The sequence below is a fragment of the Paraburkholderia domus genome (assembly GCF_905220705.1).
GTDB lineage: Bacteria > Pseudomonadota > Gammaproteobacteria > Burkholderiales > Burkholderiaceae > Paraburkholderia > Paraburkholderia domus.
In genome coordinates this window covers 83,472-97,402 of record NZ_CAJNAT010000015.1, presented here as the reverse complement: position 1 = coordinate 97,402, position 13,931 = coordinate 83,472, and the positions used below count along the sequence as shown (strand labels likewise).

Here is a 13,931-nt window from a genome sequence, read left to right as displayed (position 1 = left end):
GCGCAGCCGGTCCTGGTTCTAGTTCTGGTCAATGAGCGGGTAAATGAGCGCTTAAAGGCTGCCCTTGGTCGACGGAATCTGCCCCGCCGCGCGTTCGTCCATTTCGACGGCCATACGCAATGCACGCCCGAAGGCCTTGAACACCGTTTCCATCTGGTGATGGGCGTTCAGGCCGCGCAGGTTGTCGACATGCAGCGTGACGCCAGCGTGGTTCACGAATCCACGGAAAAATTCGATGGAGAGATCGACGTCGAATGTACCGATGCGCGCGCGCGTGAACGGCACATGGAATTCGAGGCCCGGACGGCCGGAAAAGTCGATCACGACGCGCGACAGCGCTTCGTCGAGCGGCACGTAAGAATGACCGTAGCGGCGGATGCCCTTGCGGTCGCCGATTGCCTTCGCAACGGCCTGACCGAGCGTGATGCCGACGTCTTCGACCGTATGATGGTCGTCGATTTCGAGGTCGCCATGCGCTTCGATGTCGAGATCGAACAAACCATGCCGTGCGATCTGGTCGAGCATGTGATCAAGAAACGGCACACCGGTGGCCAGCTTCTGCTGACCGGTGCCGTCCAGATTGATCTTCACACGGATCTGCGTTTCGCTGGTGTTGCGAACGACTTCCGCAAGGCGCATGGTAATTCCTCGAATCTAGCTAGAAAGCGATAGTAGTGTGGGATGGGAAAACGGCGGGCCGCGCGCGCTTCCCACCGTGGGGGACAGCGCTCACGCGGCCATTCGGCACACCGTTCAGTGCAGCACGAGTTTCAGTCCGGCGATCAACTGGGCGTTTTCTTCGGGCGAACCGACGGTCAAACGCACGCAATTGACCAGCAATGGATGCATTTTACTCACGTTTTTGATCAAAACCCGTGCTGCCAGGAGCGTTTCGAACATAACGGATGCGTCAGGCACCCGCACCAGCAGGAAGTTACCGGCGCTCGGGAACACTTCGGCGCCCGGCAATTGGGCCACGGCGTGCGCGAGTTTCGTGCGTTCTTCGCGCAGTTGCTCGGCCTGGGCGTCGAGCACGTCGACGTGGTCGAGCAGAAAATCGGCGGCGGCTTGCGTCAGCACGTTGGTGTTGTATGGCGGCCGCACCTTGTCGAATTCGGTGAGCCAGGCGGGCTTGCCAACCAGATAGCCAAGGCGGATGCCGGCCAGACCGAGCTTGGACACGGTACGCATGACAACAACGTTGTCGAACGCGTCGGCGCGCGGCAGCCAGCTTTGCTGCGCAAACGGCTGGTACGCCTCGTCGATCACCACGAGGCTTTTGTTCGCCGCGGCGATGATGCGCTCCATGTCGGCGTCGTCGTACAGCGTGCCGGTCGGGTTGTTCGGATAGGCCAGATAGACAATCGCCGGTTCATGCTCGGCGATCGCGGCCAGCATCGCTTCGGCGTCGAGCGTGAAATCGGCCTTCAGCGGTACGCCGATAAATTCCAGATTCGCCAGCTTCGCCGACATCTGATACATCACGAAACCCGGCATTGGCGCCAGCACCTTGGCGCCCGGCTTCGCGCACGCCACCGACACCATACTGATGATTTCATCCGAGCCGTTGCCGAGCAGCACGTCGCAACCGGCGGGCACACCCATCACGTGCTTGATCTTTTCGATCAATGCTTCCGGGCGCGGCGCCGGGTAACGGTTCAGTGCGACGCCGGCCAGATGCTCACCCAGATGGGCGGCGAGCACCGGTGGCAGCGAAAACGGATTTTCCATCGCATCGAGCTTGATATAGCCCGTGGCGTCCGGAACCGGGTAGCTCGTCATCGCGAGCACGTCGCGGCGGATGATGTCTTGAGGTGTCGTCATAAGTCAGTGGACTGGGCCGCAGCGAGACGCCGGCCGGGTTTCGGCGGCTTGCGGACTGCCCCAGGTTGGTCTCTATTGTCGTTATTGAACGGAAAACCGCGCGAAATCCGTCGGCAAAGTTCACGGGCATCGGTTCGATGCCCGCTCGCGCCGCGCTCAGACTCGCCGCGTTCAGCCGCGCCTAGCCGTTCTGCCGCATCCGGTATTCGGCGCTGCGCGCGTGTGCCTGCAGGCCTTCGCCATAGGCGAGTTCAGCGGCGATCTCGCCCAGCGTCTGAGCACCTTCCGCACTGACCTCGATCACGCTCGATCGCTTGAAGAAATCGTAGACGCCCAACGGTGACGAGAACCGTGCGGTACGCGACGTAGGCAGCACGTGATTCGGCCCCGCGCAGTAGTCGCCGAGGCTTTCGCTGGTATAGCGGCCAAGGAAGATCGCACCGGCATGGCGGATCAACTGACCCCATTGATGCGGCTCCAGTGCGGAGATTTCGAGGTGTTCCGGGGCGATGTCGTTGGCGATCGCGCAGGCTTCGGCCATATCGCGCACCTTGATCAACGCACCGCGGTTTTCGAGCGAGGTGCGGATCACGTCCTGGCGCGGCATGCTGGGCAGCAGTTCGTTGATCGCATCGCGCACGCGGGCGATGAATGCATCGTCCGGGCACAGCAGGATGGATTGCGCGAGCTCGTCATGCTCGGCTTGCGAGAACAGGTCCATCGCGATCCAGCGCGGATCCGTCGTGCCGTCGCACAACACGAGAATTTCCGACGGCCCGGCGATCATGTCGATCCCGACCGTGCCGAACACGCGGCGCTTGGCCGACGCGACATACGCATTGCCCGGGCCGCAGATCTTGTCGACTGCGGGCACCGTTTCCGTGCCGTACGCCAATGCGCCCACCGCCTGCGCTCCGCCGATCGTGAACACCCGATCCACGCCGCCCAGCAATGCAGCCGCCAGCACCAGCGGATTCTTCACGCCATCCGGCGTAGGCACGACCATGACGATTTCGCGCACACCGGCCACACGCGCCGGAATCGCGTTCATCAGCACCGACGACGGATACGCCGCCTTGCCGCCTGGCACGTAGATACCCGCGCGGTCCAGCGGCGTAACCTTCTGGCCGAGCACGGTGCCGTCGGCTTCCGTGTACTGCCAGCTGTGGCTGCCGCACTCGATCTTCTGCTTCTCGTGGTAACCGCGCACGCGCGCCGCCGCCGCTTCGAGCGACGCACGGCGCTTAGGCTCGAGGCCCTCGAGCGCCGCTTCGAGTTCGGACATCGGCAACTCGAGCGCCTCGACGCTCTTCGCCTCGACACGGTCGAAGCGCTTCGTGTACTCGAGCACCGCAGCATCGCCGCGTGCCTTCACGTCGTTCAGAATCTGCGCGACCGAGCGCTCGATTGCTTCGTCTTCGCTCGCCTCGAACGCGAGCACCGCGTGCAACGACTTCTGGAAGTCGGGCGAGCTGGAATCGAGTTTGCGAATCTTGATAGACATACGGGTATCCGTTTCGGTAAGGCGCGCGTTAAAAGCTTGACCACGCGCGTGGTCAAACTATTCAGGCCGACGCAGTGCCGGCCTTCGATGCGCGTTCGAACGCATCGAGGATCGGCCGCAGCGCGGCGCGCTTGAGCTTCAGCGCCGCCTGGTTCACAACGAGGCGCGACGAAATCTGCATGATCTCTTCCACCTCGACAAGATTGTTGGCGCGCAAGGTATTGCCCGAACTCACCAGGTCGACGATCGCGTCGGCGAGGCCGACCAGCGGCGCCAGTTCCATCGAACCGTACAGCTTGATCAGGTCGACGTGCACGCCCTTGGCGGCAAAATGCTCGCGTGCGGTTTCCACGTACTTGGTCGCCACGCGCAAGCGTGCGCCTTGACGCACCGCATTCGCGTAGTCGAAACCGGCGGCCACCGCGACCGACATGCGGCAGCGCGCAATATCCAGATCGACCGGCTGATACAGCCCGCTGCCACCGTGCTCGAGCAACACGTCTTTGCCGGCCACGCCGAAATCGGCTGCGCCGTATTCGACATAGGTCGGCACGTCGGTGGCACGCACGATGATCACACGCACGTTCGCGTCCGTAGTGGGCAGAATCAGCTTGCGCGAGGTTTCCGGATCTTCGGCAACCTCAATGCCCGCCGCGGCGAGCAGCGGCAGCGTCTCTTCGAAGATACGCCCTTTCGACAAAGCCAGCGTAAGCGGTGCGCTCACGGCCGGCGACGACGACGTTTGCGGCATCGAACTCATGCCTGGCTCCCCGAGATTCGGCGCACCTTGGCGCCGATGACGTTGAGCTTGGTCTCCATCCGGTCGTAACCCCGATCCAGGTGATAGATGCGGTCGATCAGCGTTTCACCTTCGGCGCGCAGCGCGGCGATCACGAGGCTCGCCGAAGCACGCAGATCGGTCGCCATCACCTTCGCGCCGGACAGCTTTTCGACGCCGGTCACGAGCGCGGTGTTACCGTCGATCGTGATGTTCGCGCCGAGGCGGTTCAATTCCTGCACGTGCATGAAGCGGTTCTCGAAGATCGTCTCGACAGCTTGCGAGGTGCCGTCCGCGATCGTGTTGAGCGCCATGAATTGCGCCTGCATGTCGGTCGGGAACGCCGGGTATTCGGACGTACGGAAGCTAACCGCGCTCGGACGCTTGTCCATACGCACGCGCATCCAGTCGTCGCCTTCGTCGATCGTAACGCCGGCTTCGCGCAGCTTTTCGGTGACGGCCTCGAGGATCAGCGGACGCACTTTACGCAGCGTGACGTCGCCGCCCGCAGCCGCGACTGCGCACAGGAACGTGCCGGCTTCGATACGATCCGGAATCACCGTGTGCTTTGCGCCATGCAGCGTGTCGACGCCCTGGATCACCAGGCGGTCCGTGCCGATGCCTTCGATCTTCGCGCCCATCGAAACCAGCAGATTCGCGAGGTCGCCGACCTCCGGCTCACGCGCAGCGTTCTCGATGACCGTCTCGCCCTCAGCAAGCACCGCCGCCATCAGCAGGTTTTCGGTGCCGGTCACGGTGATCATGTCGGTCACGATGCGCGCACCCTTCAGACGCTTCGCACGCGCTTCAATGAAGCCATGCTCGATCGTGATTTCAGCGCCCATCGCCTGCAGACCCTTGATGTGCTGATCCACCGGACGCGCACCGATGGCGCAGCCACCCGGCAGCGACACCTTGGCGTGACCGAAGCGCGCCACCAGCGGGCCGAGCACGAGGATCGACGCACGCATGGTTTTCACCATTTCGTACGGCGCGACGAGGTTATCGACCTTCGACGCATCCAGGGACACGCGCCCTTCACCGCTCTCGATGCGCACACCCATCTGGCCGAGCAGCTTCAGCATCGTGCGCACGTCCTGCAAGTCGGGCACGTTTTCCAGATGCACCGGCTCCGCGCTGAGCAGACCCGCGCACAGGATCGGCAACGCCGCGTTCTTCGCACCTGAGACGACGACTTCACCCGACAGCGGGTAGCCACCTTCAATGACGAGTTTATCCATGCCTGTCACTTCCTGATTGACCCGGACGTCAGCCGGGCCCGCTTTGACTGTGTTCGACGCGCCGCTACCCGCGTCGCGCCCTTCTTGAGTAATTCGCACTAAATTTCCAGATTACGCGTTCTGCCATTCGGCGGGCGTCAGCGTTTTCATGCTGAGCGCGTGGATTTCTTCGCGCATGCGGTCGCCGAGCGCCGCGTACACGAGTTGATGGCGCGCGATCAAACGCTTGCCTTCGAAGCTCGGCGAAACGATGGTCGCGAAGAAATGCTGACCGTCGCCCTCCACTTCGAGATGCTGGCAAGCGAGACCAGCCGCGATGTATTGCTTGACCTGTTCGGGAGTCGGCAACATGAGAGAAGCTCCTGATCAGTGGCGCAGTTTGTAGCCGGAGGCGAGCATGCGCATCGCCACCACGGCCAGCACCACAAAGAAACCGGCAACGATCGCAAGGCTCACGAGCGGATTGATATCCGACATCCCGAAGAAACCGTAGCGAAAGCCGTCGATCATGTAGAAAAAGGGATTGAGCCGCGACACTTCGCGCCACACCGGTGGCAGCGTATGCGTCGAGTAGAACACGCCCGACAGGAACGTGAGCGGCATAATCAGAAAGTTTTGAAATGCGGCAAGCTGATCGAACTTTTCGGCCCAGATGCCGGCGATCAAACCGAGCGTGCCAAGGATCGCCGCGCCGAAAATCGCGAACGCGATAATGTAAAGCGGCGCGCTGAAGCTGACCGGCACGAACCAGATCGTCACGATGAACACGCCGAAGCCGACCGCCAGCCCACGTGCCACGGCAGCGAGCACATACGCGCCGAACATCTCGTAGTGCGACAGCGGCGGCAGCAGCACGAACACCAGGTTGCCGGTGATTTTCGACTGGATCAGCGAGGACGAGCTATTCGCGAATGCGTTCTGCAACACGCTCATCATCACGAGGCCGGGAATCAGGAAGCTCGTGTACTCGACGCCCGGATAGACCTGAACGTGACCGCGCAACGCGTGGCCGAAAATCGTCAGATACAGCAGCGCGGTGATAACCGGCGCCAGCACCGTCTGGAACGCCACCTTCCAGAAACGCAGGATTTCCTTGTAAAACAGCGTGCGAAAGCCGCTCATGCAAGCCCCTCGATCACTTCCGGACCGTTCATCACCTGGACGAACACATCTTCGAGGTCGGCTTTGCGGACCTCGATTTCTTCGAACGTACAGCCTGCTGCGCGGCACTGCGCGAGAATCCGCTCGACGTCGTCATAGCTCGCCAGACGCAGCAGATGCTGACGGCCATTGCCGTTGCCCGCGCCGCTTTCCACTTCGAGCGGACGCAACTCAACCGGCAATGTACCTTGCGTAAAGCGCAGGAACAGCTGCATGCCGGCAAAGCGCTGCAGCAGCGTGCTGGTGCGCTCGAGCGCGACCACCTCACCGCGCCGCAACATCGCGATGCGGTCACACAGCGATTCGGCTTCTTCCAGATAATGGGTGGTCAACACGATCGTGTGACCCTCGCGATTGAGGCGCGAGATGAATTTCCACAAGGTTTGACGCAACTCGACGTCGACGCCCGCGGTGGGCTCATCCAGCACGATCACCGGCGGCCGATGCACCAGCGCTTGCGCCACGAGCACGCGGCGCTTCATGCCACCCGACAGCGCACGCATGTTGGCGTCGGCTTTGTCGGTGAGATCGAGGTTGGCCATGATCTCGTCGATCCACGCGTCGTTGTTGCGCAGCCCGTAATAGCCAGACTGGATGCGCAAGGTTTCGCGCACGGTGAAGAACGGATCGAACACGAGCTCCTGCGGCACTACGCCGAGCGCGCGGCGCGCGTCGCGGAAATCGCTGACTACGTCGTGCCCGCGGACCGCGATGCTGCCTTCATCGGCGCGCGCGAGACCGGCGAGTATGCTGATGAGCGTCGTCTTGCCCGCGCCGTTCGGACCGAGCAGTCCGAAGAACTCGCCTTCTTCCACCGTGAAGCTGACGCCCTTGAGCGCCTGCAAATCCTTGTAGCGCTTCTTGACGTTACGAATTTCTATGGCTGACATGACTGTGGGCCGCGTGCGTCGCGGCGCCTAAAGGAGCCCTGAGGGGGCGCAAAAATGCTGGAAGGGACGAAATTGGGGCCGGTTATGTGCCCCGAAAAACGTTTGATTATAGGGCAAAAATCAGCAGCCCCGCCGGAGCCGGGGGGATGGGAAGCGACGCTATTGGAGCGTCAATGTCGCGCCGACAACAGGGTGTCGACGCCGTAGGCTTGTGCGAGGCTGGCGAGACCAGCCGGCAGATTGACGATCTCGAACTTGATGCCGCGTGCCTGGGCGGCACGCTCCCACGCGAGCAGGACAGCAAGCGCGGACGAGTCGAATTGCGCGAGCGGCGCGCAATCCACGCCGTTCGCGCCCGCGGCGATGCGCTGCAAACCCGCATCGAGCGCGGCTTTCGCGCTCTCATGGGTCAGCGTCGCGCCGCTTTCGAAGCGGCTTGCGACGGCGTTCAGCACTTCGCTCACGACTGCTTGCCCGCAGCCAGCTGCTGATTGCGCTGCGTGAGGAACTGGATCAGTCCGTCCACGCCCTTCTGCTGGATCTGCTCGTTGAACTGCTGCTGATACGCCTGGATCAGCCACGCGCCGAGCACGTTGATGTCATACACGCGCCAGCCGTTCGGCGTCTTGTACAGACGATAGTCGAGTTCGATCGGCGAGCCGTTGTTCATCACCACCGAGCGGACCACCGTGTCAGTGTCGTCCGGGCTCATGCGGAACGGCTTGTACTGGATCTGCTGATCGCGGACCTGGGCGAGCGCGCCCGAGTACGTGCGGATCAGCAGCATCTTGAACTGCTCGACCACGGCGTTTTGCTGCTCCGGCGTAGCGGTACGCCAGTTGCGGCCCATCGCCAGTTGCGTGGTGCGGCGGAAATCGGTGTACGGCAGGATCCTTTCGTTGACGAGCTGGGTGATGTGGGAAATATCGCCTTGCTGGATCGACTTGTCGCTGCGGACCGCATCGACCACCTGTTGGGTGACGGTCTTGATCAATGTGTCCGGCGAACTGGAGTCGACGGTTTGTGCCGATGCACCGGCACTGGCGAAAGAGAACAACACAGCAAACAACGGAATCAGGAAGAATTTTTTCATATCGAGCCTTGCCTTAAAAATAGTGCAACCGTTTGAGCCGACATTAGCACGCGAGTTCAGCAGCAATCCATGCGCAAACTGCGAGAGTCGTATCGATCTGTTACGGCTGCACGATCAACGCAATTTGAATGATGGGAAGTTGAAACGCGAGGGCGGGACCAGTTGGCCGGCCGGGATCTGCGTCGTTTCGGGACCGCCGTTGAGGTCGAGCGGCGGCGATTCGGAGCTGCCGGAGGCGGCTTCAGGGGCGGCCGCCGCGCCGGTTGCACCCGTGGTAGCGCCAGCTGCCGAAGCAGCTTGCGGCGGTGTCGCAGCGGTCGCACCGGACGCGGCCGCTGCCTTCGCGGCGGCACCCTGCGTGCCTGCCGGCGCAGCAGCCGCACCGCCGTCGACGTCGTCGTACTTCGGCAGCGGTGCTTCATCGCCGTAGCTCGGCAGTGACTGCGATTGCTTACCGTCCGACAGCAAATACTGGCGGCGTTGCAGATAAGCGTTACGCACGAACGAGTACTTGTCGAGCGCGGCGCCTTCCAGCACGTCGCTCGCGCCCAGCAGATTCGCACGCGTGTTGATCACGTTCAGGCCGTACAGCGCCCAGCTCAGACCATCCGGATGAATGTAGCTGAGCGGATTCACATAGTAATTGCCGATCGAGCCGACTGCGTCGCGCACCGTGCTCGGCCCGAACAGCGGCAACACGAGGTACGGGCCTGCCGGCACGCCGTAGTGACCGAGCGTCAGGCCGAGGTCGTTGTCGTGCTTGGGCAGTTTGGCGAGCGTCGCCACGTCGAACAGACCGCCGACACCGAACACCGTGTTGATCACGATCCGCATGACGTCTTCGACGCCATCGGTGATCTTCAACTGAAGCAGGTTGTTCGCCGCAATGTAGACGTCGCCGATATTGGAGAAGAAGTTGGTGACGCTATCGCGCACCGGCTGCGGCGTGATGAATACGTAACCCTTCGCGACCGGCTTCAGTGCGTACTGGTCGAGCTTGTCGTTGACAGTGAAGATCGTGCGGTTCAGGCCTTCGAGCGGGTCGCCCTTGGTCGGCGTCGGCACGGCCGAGCAGCCGGCGAGCGTAGCGGCCGCGAGCGCGAACGTCGCTATCTGGGCAGTGCGCACGCCTCGTGTGCGTAAGGTCTGCATTTTTATTCTCCTTATTGACCGGCCGAGCCAGAAGCGGGCAGAGTCGGCGCCGCCGGCGCGGGCGCGGCGGCCGCAGGTGCAGCCGAACCCGCGCCAGGCTTGGATGCGCCCGAGTCCGCGGCCTTGCTATACAGGAATTGTCCGATCAGGTTTTCCAGCACGATCGCCGATTGTGTCATCGAAATCGTGTCACCCGCTTTAAGCATCTCGCTGTCGCCACCGGGTTCGAGCCCGATGTATTGCTCGCCGAGCAGACCCGAGGTCAGGATCTTCGCCGAGGTGTCTTTCGGAAACGGGTATTGCTTGTCGATGTCGATCGTGACGACAGCCTGATATGAGTTGGCGTCAAAACCGATCGAGTCGACCCGGCCGACCGTCACACCCGCGCTCTTCACCGGTGCGCGCGCCTTCAGCCCGCCGATATTGTCGAACTTGAGCTTGACCGGGTACGTTGCCTGAAACGACAACGAGCTCATGTTGCCGGCCTTCAGCGCGAGAAACAGCAACGCCACGAATCCCAACACCACGAACAGGCCGACCCAGAAGTCGAGAACAGTCTTTTTCATCGTCATCCCAAAGTGAATCCGCCACGCTGCTCCCGCTCCCGTCGCGCGCAACCCGAGGCGCGCCCGCAGAGCGAAAACGTGCAGCGCAGTGTTAGCTGAACATCAGTGCGGTCAGCAGAAAATCGAGGCCGAGCACCGCAAGCGACGCGTACACCACCGTCTTGGTCGTGGCGCGCGAAACGCCCTCCGGCGTCGGCTTGGCTTCGTAGCCCTGAAACAGCGCCACGAAGGTCACCGCGAGGCCGAACACCACGCTCTTGATGACCCCGGCGCCGACATCGCGCCAGACATCGACGCCACCTTGCATCTGCGACCAGAACGCGCCGGAATCGACGCCGATCAGCAGCACACCCACCACATAACCGCCGAACACGCCGACCGCGCTGAAAATCGCGGCCAGAATCGGCATGGAAATGATGCCCGCCCACAGGCGCGGCGCCACCACCACCTTCACCGGGTCGACGGCCATCATTTCCATCGCGGTGAGTTGCTCGCCCGCCTTCATCAAGCCGATTTCGGCCGTGAGGGACGTGCCGGCGCGGCCCGCGAACAGGAGCGCCGTCACCACCGGACCGAGTTCGCGCACCAGCGAAAGCGCGACCAGCAGCCCCAACGCCTGTTCGGAACCGTAACGGTTCAGCGTGTAATAGCCCTGCAAGCCAAGCACGAAGCCGACGAACAGCCCCGACACGGCGATGATCACCAGCGAATAATTACCTACGAAGTGGATCTGCTTCGTGACAAGGCGCGGCCGGCGCAGCAGCGGGAAAAACTCGAGCAGCAGCCGGAAAAAGAAGCGCGTGGCGTAGCCGGCCGTACCCAGCCCGCCGATCACCGAGCGACCGAGCGCACTGATCATGACTGACCTCCGCCAATGCCGAAGTCCGCCGCGAGCGGCGTCTGGCTGGGGTAGTGGAATTTGAACGGACCGTCCGGCGCGCCGTCGATGAATTGGCGCACCGTAGGATCGGTCGACGCCCGCAGTTCGGCGGGCGTGCCTTCGGCATGTACCCCGCCGTTGGCGAGGAAATAGACGTAATCGGCAATCGCGAACGATTCCGGCACGTCGTGCGTGACGAGGATCGACGTCGCGCCAAGTGCCTGATTCAGCGCGCGAATCAGGTTCGCGGTGATGCCGAGCGAGATCGGATCGAGGCCGGCGAACGGCTCGTCGTACATCATCAACTCGGGGTCGAGCGCAATCGCCCGGGCCAGCGCCACACGCCGCGCCATCCCGCCCGAAATCTCCGACGGCGCCAGGTCGCGCGCACCGCGCAGCCCGACCGCGTTGAGCTTCATCAACACGAGGTCGCGGATCAGTTCTTCGGGGAGGTCGGTGTGCTCGCGCAGCGCGAAAGCAACGTTCTCGAACACCGACATATCGGTAAACAGCGCGCCGAACTGGAACAGCATGCCCATTTTGCGGCGCAGCGCGTACAGGCCGTCGCGCGTTTGCGCGCCGACGTCCTGGCCATGGAACAGGATCTGGCCGCGCTGGGCGCGCACCAGGCCGCCGATCAGACGCAGCACTGTGGTTTTGCCGCAACCCGAGCCGCCCATGACCGCGACGACCTGGCCGCGCTTGAAGCGCAGATTCAGGTTCGACAGGACGAGCCGGTCGCCATAACCGAAGTCGACGTCACGCAGCTCGAGTAAGGTCTCGGGGGAGGAAGACACGAAACTGACAGTCCTTTTACACGGAAGGCGAATTATAGGGCCATCGTGCAAAAGCTGCCTTGAGGTGCCCTGTCCCTTTACTGAACTTGACGATTATTGCGTAAACGCATGTTGCAGCGCAGAAACCGCGGCAGCCGGATCGGCGGCTTCGGTCACGGCGCGCACCACGGCCGCGCAGCCCACGCCGGTCGCCAGCACGTCCGGCAGCACCTGCAGATCGATCCCGCCGATCGCCACCAGCGGCACGACGCCGTCCAGCAGGCGCACATAGCGCGCCAGGCGCTTGAGGCCCTGCGGCGCGGTCGGCATGACCTTGGTCGTAGTCGGGAACACCGCGCCCAGCGCAATGTAGCTCGGCCGGAAGTGCAAGGCCTTCAGAATCTCGTAGAAACCGTGCGTCGACAGACCGAGCCGGATGCCGGCCATGGCAAGCGCTGGGAGATCGGCGGTATGCACGTCTTCCTGGCCCAGGTGGACACCGTAAGCACCCGCCTCCAGCGCGGCTTGCCAGTGATCGTTGATGAAAACCTGGGCATCGCGCGCACGGCCCGCCGCGACACAGCGGGCGATTTCGCGCTTCAGTTCGTCGGCGGGCTCGGCCGATTTGCGGCGCAGCTGGACCGTTTTCACGCCGAAGCCCACTACCTGCTCGACCCACTCCGCAGTCGGCAGCACCGGATACAGACCGAGCCGGTCGGGGCAGCGCGCGAACGCTTGCGCCGGCGCGGCCGGCAGGCCGGCGAGGCGCGGGAAGTGCGCAATGTCGGCCGGAAATGCGTCGTCCGCTTTGGTTTCGTCGCCGTCGCGCCAGGCCAGCGCCAGCACCAGCGCGTCATGCGGATCGAAGCCGCAGTCCAGAAACGCTGCCAGCGCGGGAATCCAGTCATCCGCCAGGTGACCTTCCAGAGCGTATTTTTCGCCGCCCAGATGGAGCGTCGCCGTGTTCTCGGCGGCGACGATCACGCCGGCGCCCTGCACCTGCCAGCGCGCCACCTGCTCGCCATGCGGCTGCGCGTCGGCGACGACGATCAGGTCCCCGCCGTTCGGTTCGTCCGGCGCGGTCAGGCAGATGCGCCACGGCGCATGCGTCGGCGGCCACTCGCCCAGGCGGGCGCGGATCCGCTCGGCGGCTTCGGTGAGTTCATCGGCAGGCGGCCAGAAGAGGTCGCGGCCCGTCAAAGGCAAAGTTTGCGTCATGCGGCGCTCCCGTCTTGATGCCAGAACGGCATGCCAACCACCGGCGTGCTCGCGTGCGCGCTTTCGCGCTCGGCCATCGGCCCCGCCAGAAAAGCCTGGCGGCCCGCTTCGACGCCCAGCGCAAAGGCGCGCGCCATCGCATCGGGGTGCGTCGCCTGCGAAACGGCGGTGTTCAGCAGCACGCCGTCGAAGCCCCACTCCATCACTTGCGCCGCGTGCGACGGCACGCCGAGGCCGGCATCGACGATCAGCGGCACATCCGGCAGCCGCTCACGCAGTACACGCAGGCCGTATGGATTGATCACGCCCTTGCCGGTGCCGATCGGCGCGCCCCACGGCATCAGCGCCTCGCAGCCCGCATCGAGCAGACGGCGGCCGATCACCAGATCTTCGGTGCAATACGGCAGTACTTTGAAGCCGTCTTTGATCAGTTGCGCAGCCGCTTCGATCAGACCGACTGGATCGGGCTGCAACGTATAGTCGTCGCCGATCAGTTCGAGCTTGATCCACTCGGTTTCGAAGATTTCACGCGCCATATGCGCGGTCGTCACAGCCTCGCCGACGGTCAGGCAGCCAGCGGTATTGGGCAACAGCGGTACGCCGTGCCGCTTGAGCAGGTCGAAGAAACCGGCTTCGGCGCCGCCTTCGTTCATCTGCCGGCGCAGCGCGACGGTCACCATGCCGGGCCGCGCGGCGTCGATCGAATCGGACAGCGATTGCAGCGACGGATAGCGCGAGGTGCCAAGTAGCACGCGGCTCGCGAAGGTTTCGCCGTAGAGCGTGAGCGCGTCGGCAGTCTGGGGGGAAGTCATTTGCATAATCCTGGTCTCCGGCAATGCGGGGCGCGG

At 63.3% G+C, this 13,931-nt stretch carries 16 protein-coding genes; all 16 read right to left on the bottom strand.

Going from position 1 to position 13,931, the window contains the following annotated elements; genetic code table 11:
- Positions 1-51: 51 nt before the first annotated feature.
- The 16 genes from hisB to KHO31_RS23550 all read right to left on the bottom strand — a co-directional run bounded on the left by hisB (position 52) and on the right by KHO31_RS23550 (position 13,895).
- Positions 52-639: an imidazoleglycerol-phosphate dehydratase HisB gene (gene hisB / locus KHO31_RS23625; protein ID WP_201079561.1), complete on the bottom strand. Its 588-nt coding sequence runs from the start codon at positions 637-639 to the stop codon at positions 52-54.
- A gap of 114 nt (positions 640-753) precedes the next feature.
- Positions 754-1,824: a histidinol-phosphate transaminase gene (hisC, locus tag KHO31_RS23620; RefSeq protein ID WP_201079563.1), complete on the bottom strand. Its 1,071-nt coding sequence runs from the start codon at positions 1,822-1,824 to the stop codon at positions 754-756.
- A 181-nt stretch (positions 1,825-2,005) separates the two neighbouring features.
- Positions 2,006-3,328, bottom strand: a complete 1,323-nt coding sequence (hisD, locus tag KHO31_RS23615) for a histidinol dehydrogenase (RefSeq protein WP_201079566.1) — start codon at positions 3,326-3,328, stop codon at positions 2,006-2,008.
- A 61-nt stretch (positions 3,329-3,389) separates the two neighbouring features.
- Positions 3,390-4,088 carry an ATP phosphoribosyltransferase gene (gene hisG / locus KHO31_RS23610; RefSeq protein ID WP_201079568.1) on the bottom strand — a complete coding sequence of 233 codons (699 nt, stop codon included), beginning with the start codon at positions 4,086-4,088 and terminating at the stop codon, positions 3,390-3,392.
- Positions 4,085-5,440 (bottom strand): UDP-N-acetylglucosamine 1-carboxyvinyltransferase, encoded by a 1,356-nt coding sequence (murA, locus tag KHO31_RS23605; protein WP_407945961.1) that lies wholly within the window; start codon positions 5,438-5,440, stop codon positions 4,085-4,087. The genes hisG and murA overlap by 4 nt, the downstream gene beginning before the upstream one ends.
- Positions 5,441-5,458: 18 nt before the next feature.
- The gene (locus KHO31_RS23600) at positions 5,459-5,698 is read right to left on the bottom strand and encodes a BolA family protein (protein ID WP_028199637.1); all 240 of its coding nucleotides are present in this window, start codon (positions 5,696-5,698) and stop codon (positions 5,459-5,461) included.
- Between the two features lie 15 nt (positions 5,699-5,713).
- Positions 5,714-6,469 (bottom strand): ABC transporter permease, encoded by a 756-nt coding sequence (locus KHO31_RS23595; protein WP_169487572.1) that lies wholly within the window; start codon positions 6,467-6,469, stop codon positions 5,714-5,716.
- Positions 6,466-7,398: an ABC transporter ATP-binding protein gene (locus tag KHO31_RS23590; protein WP_201079570.1), complete on the bottom strand. Its 933-nt coding sequence runs from the start codon at positions 7,396-7,398 to the stop codon at positions 6,466-6,468. Before KHO31_RS23590 ends, KHO31_RS23595 begins: the two co-directional genes overlap by 4 nt.
- A 170-nt stretch (positions 7,399-7,568) precedes the next feature.
- Positions 7,569-7,862, bottom strand: a complete 294-nt coding sequence (locus tag KHO31_RS23585) for an STAS domain-containing protein (RefSeq protein WP_201079572.1) — start codon at positions 7,860-7,862, stop codon at positions 7,569-7,571.
- Positions 7,859-8,491 (bottom strand): MlaC/ttg2D family ABC transporter substrate-binding protein, encoded by a 633-nt coding sequence (locus KHO31_RS23580; protein ID WP_201079574.1) that lies wholly within the window; start codon positions 8,489-8,491, stop codon positions 7,859-7,861. Before KHO31_RS23580 ends, KHO31_RS23585 begins: the two co-directional genes overlap by 4 nt.
- Positions 8,492-8,605: 114 nt before the next feature.
- Complete coding sequence (locus KHO31_RS23575) at positions 8,606-9,643, bottom strand: MlaA family lipoprotein (protein ID WP_211624225.1); 1,038 nt, start codon at positions 9,641-9,643, stop codon at positions 8,606-8,608.
- Positions 9,644-9,654: 11 nt separating this feature from the next.
- Positions 9,655-10,209 (bottom strand): outer membrane lipid asymmetry maintenance protein MlaD, encoded by a 555-nt coding sequence (mlaD, locus tag KHO31_RS23570; RefSeq protein ID WP_201079578.1) that lies wholly within the window; start codon positions 10,207-10,209, stop codon positions 9,655-9,657.
- A gap of 91 nt (positions 10,210-10,300) precedes the next feature.
- Positions 10,301-11,068, bottom strand: a complete 768-nt coding sequence (mlaE, locus tag KHO31_RS23565) for a lipid asymmetry maintenance ABC transporter permease subunit MlaE (protein ID WP_201079580.1) — start codon at positions 11,066-11,068, stop codon at positions 10,301-10,303.
- On the bottom strand, positions 11,065-11,886 hold the full coding sequence (locus KHO31_RS23560; protein WP_201079582.1) for an ABC transporter ATP-binding protein: 822 nt from the start codon (positions 11,884-11,886) through the stop codon (positions 11,065-11,067). The genes mlaE and KHO31_RS23560 overlap by 4 nt, the downstream gene beginning before the upstream one ends.
- A 93-nt stretch (positions 11,887-11,979) precedes the next feature.
- Positions 11,980-13,083 (bottom strand): thiamine phosphate synthase, encoded by a 1,104-nt coding sequence (thiE, locus tag KHO31_RS23555; protein ID WP_211624224.1) that lies wholly within the window; start codon positions 13,081-13,083, stop codon positions 11,980-11,982.
- A complete protein-coding gene (locus KHO31_RS23550) occupies positions 13,080-13,895 on the bottom strand; it encodes a thiazole synthase (protein ID WP_201079585.1) in 816 nt (271 codons plus the stop codon). The genes thiE and KHO31_RS23550 overlap by 4 nt, the downstream gene beginning before the upstream one ends.
- Between the last annotated feature and the right edge of the window lie 36 nt (positions 13,896-13,931).

What these genes read in the sequence shown, in the direction of transcription:
- hisB (WP_201079561.1), bottom strand. Translation starts at nt 639, where the DNA reads ATGCGCCTTGCGGAAGTCGTTCGCAACACCAGCGAAACGCAGATCCGT.
- hisC (WP_201079563.1), bottom strand. Translation starts at nt 1,824, where the DNA reads ATGACGACACCTCAAGACATCATCCGCCGCGACGTGCTCGCGATGACG.
- hisD (WP_201079566.1), bottom strand. Translation starts at nt 3,328, where the DNA reads ATGTCTATCAAGATTCGCAAACTCGATTCCAGCTCGCCCGACTTCCAG.
- hisG (WP_201079568.1), bottom strand. Translation starts at nt 4,088, where the DNA reads ATGAGTTCGATGCCGCAAACGTCGTCGTCGCCGGCCGTGAGCGCACCG.
- KHO31_RS23600 (WP_028199637.1), bottom strand. Translation starts at nt 5,698, where the DNA reads ATGTTGCCGACTCCCGAACAGGTCAAGCAATACATCGCGGCTGGTCTC.
- KHO31_RS23595 (WP_169487572.1), bottom strand. Translation starts at nt 6,469, where the DNA reads ATGAGCGGCTTTCGCACGCTGTTTTACAAGGAAATCCTGCGTTTCTGG.
- KHO31_RS23590 (WP_201079570.1), bottom strand. Translation starts at nt 7,398, where the DNA reads ATGTCAGCCATAGAAATTCGTAACGTCAAGAAGCGCTACAAGGATTTG.
- KHO31_RS23580 (WP_201079574.1), bottom strand. Translation starts at nt 8,491, where the DNA reads ATGAAAAAATTCTTCCTGATTCCGTTGTTTGCTGTGTTGTTCTCTTTC.
- KHO31_RS23575 (WP_211624225.1), bottom strand. Translation starts at nt 9,643, where the DNA reads ATGCAGACCTTACGCACACGAGGCGTGCGCACTGCCCAGATAGCGACG.
- mlaD (WP_201079578.1), bottom strand. Translation starts at nt 10,209, where the DNA reads ATGAAAAAGACTGTTCTCGACTTCTGGGTCGGCCTGTTCGTGGTGTTG.
- mlaE (WP_201079580.1), bottom strand. Translation starts at nt 11,068, where the DNA reads ATGATCAGTGCGCTCGGTCGCTCGGTGATCGGCGGGCTGGGTACGGCC.
- thiE (WP_211624224.1), bottom strand. Translation starts at nt 13,083, where the DNA reads ATGACGCAAACTTTGCCTTTGACGGGCCGCGACCTCTTCTGGCCGCCT.
- KHO31_RS23550 (WP_201079585.1), bottom strand. Translation starts at nt 13,895, where the DNA reads ATGACTTCCCCCCAGACTGCCGACGCGCTCACGCTCTACGGCGAAACC.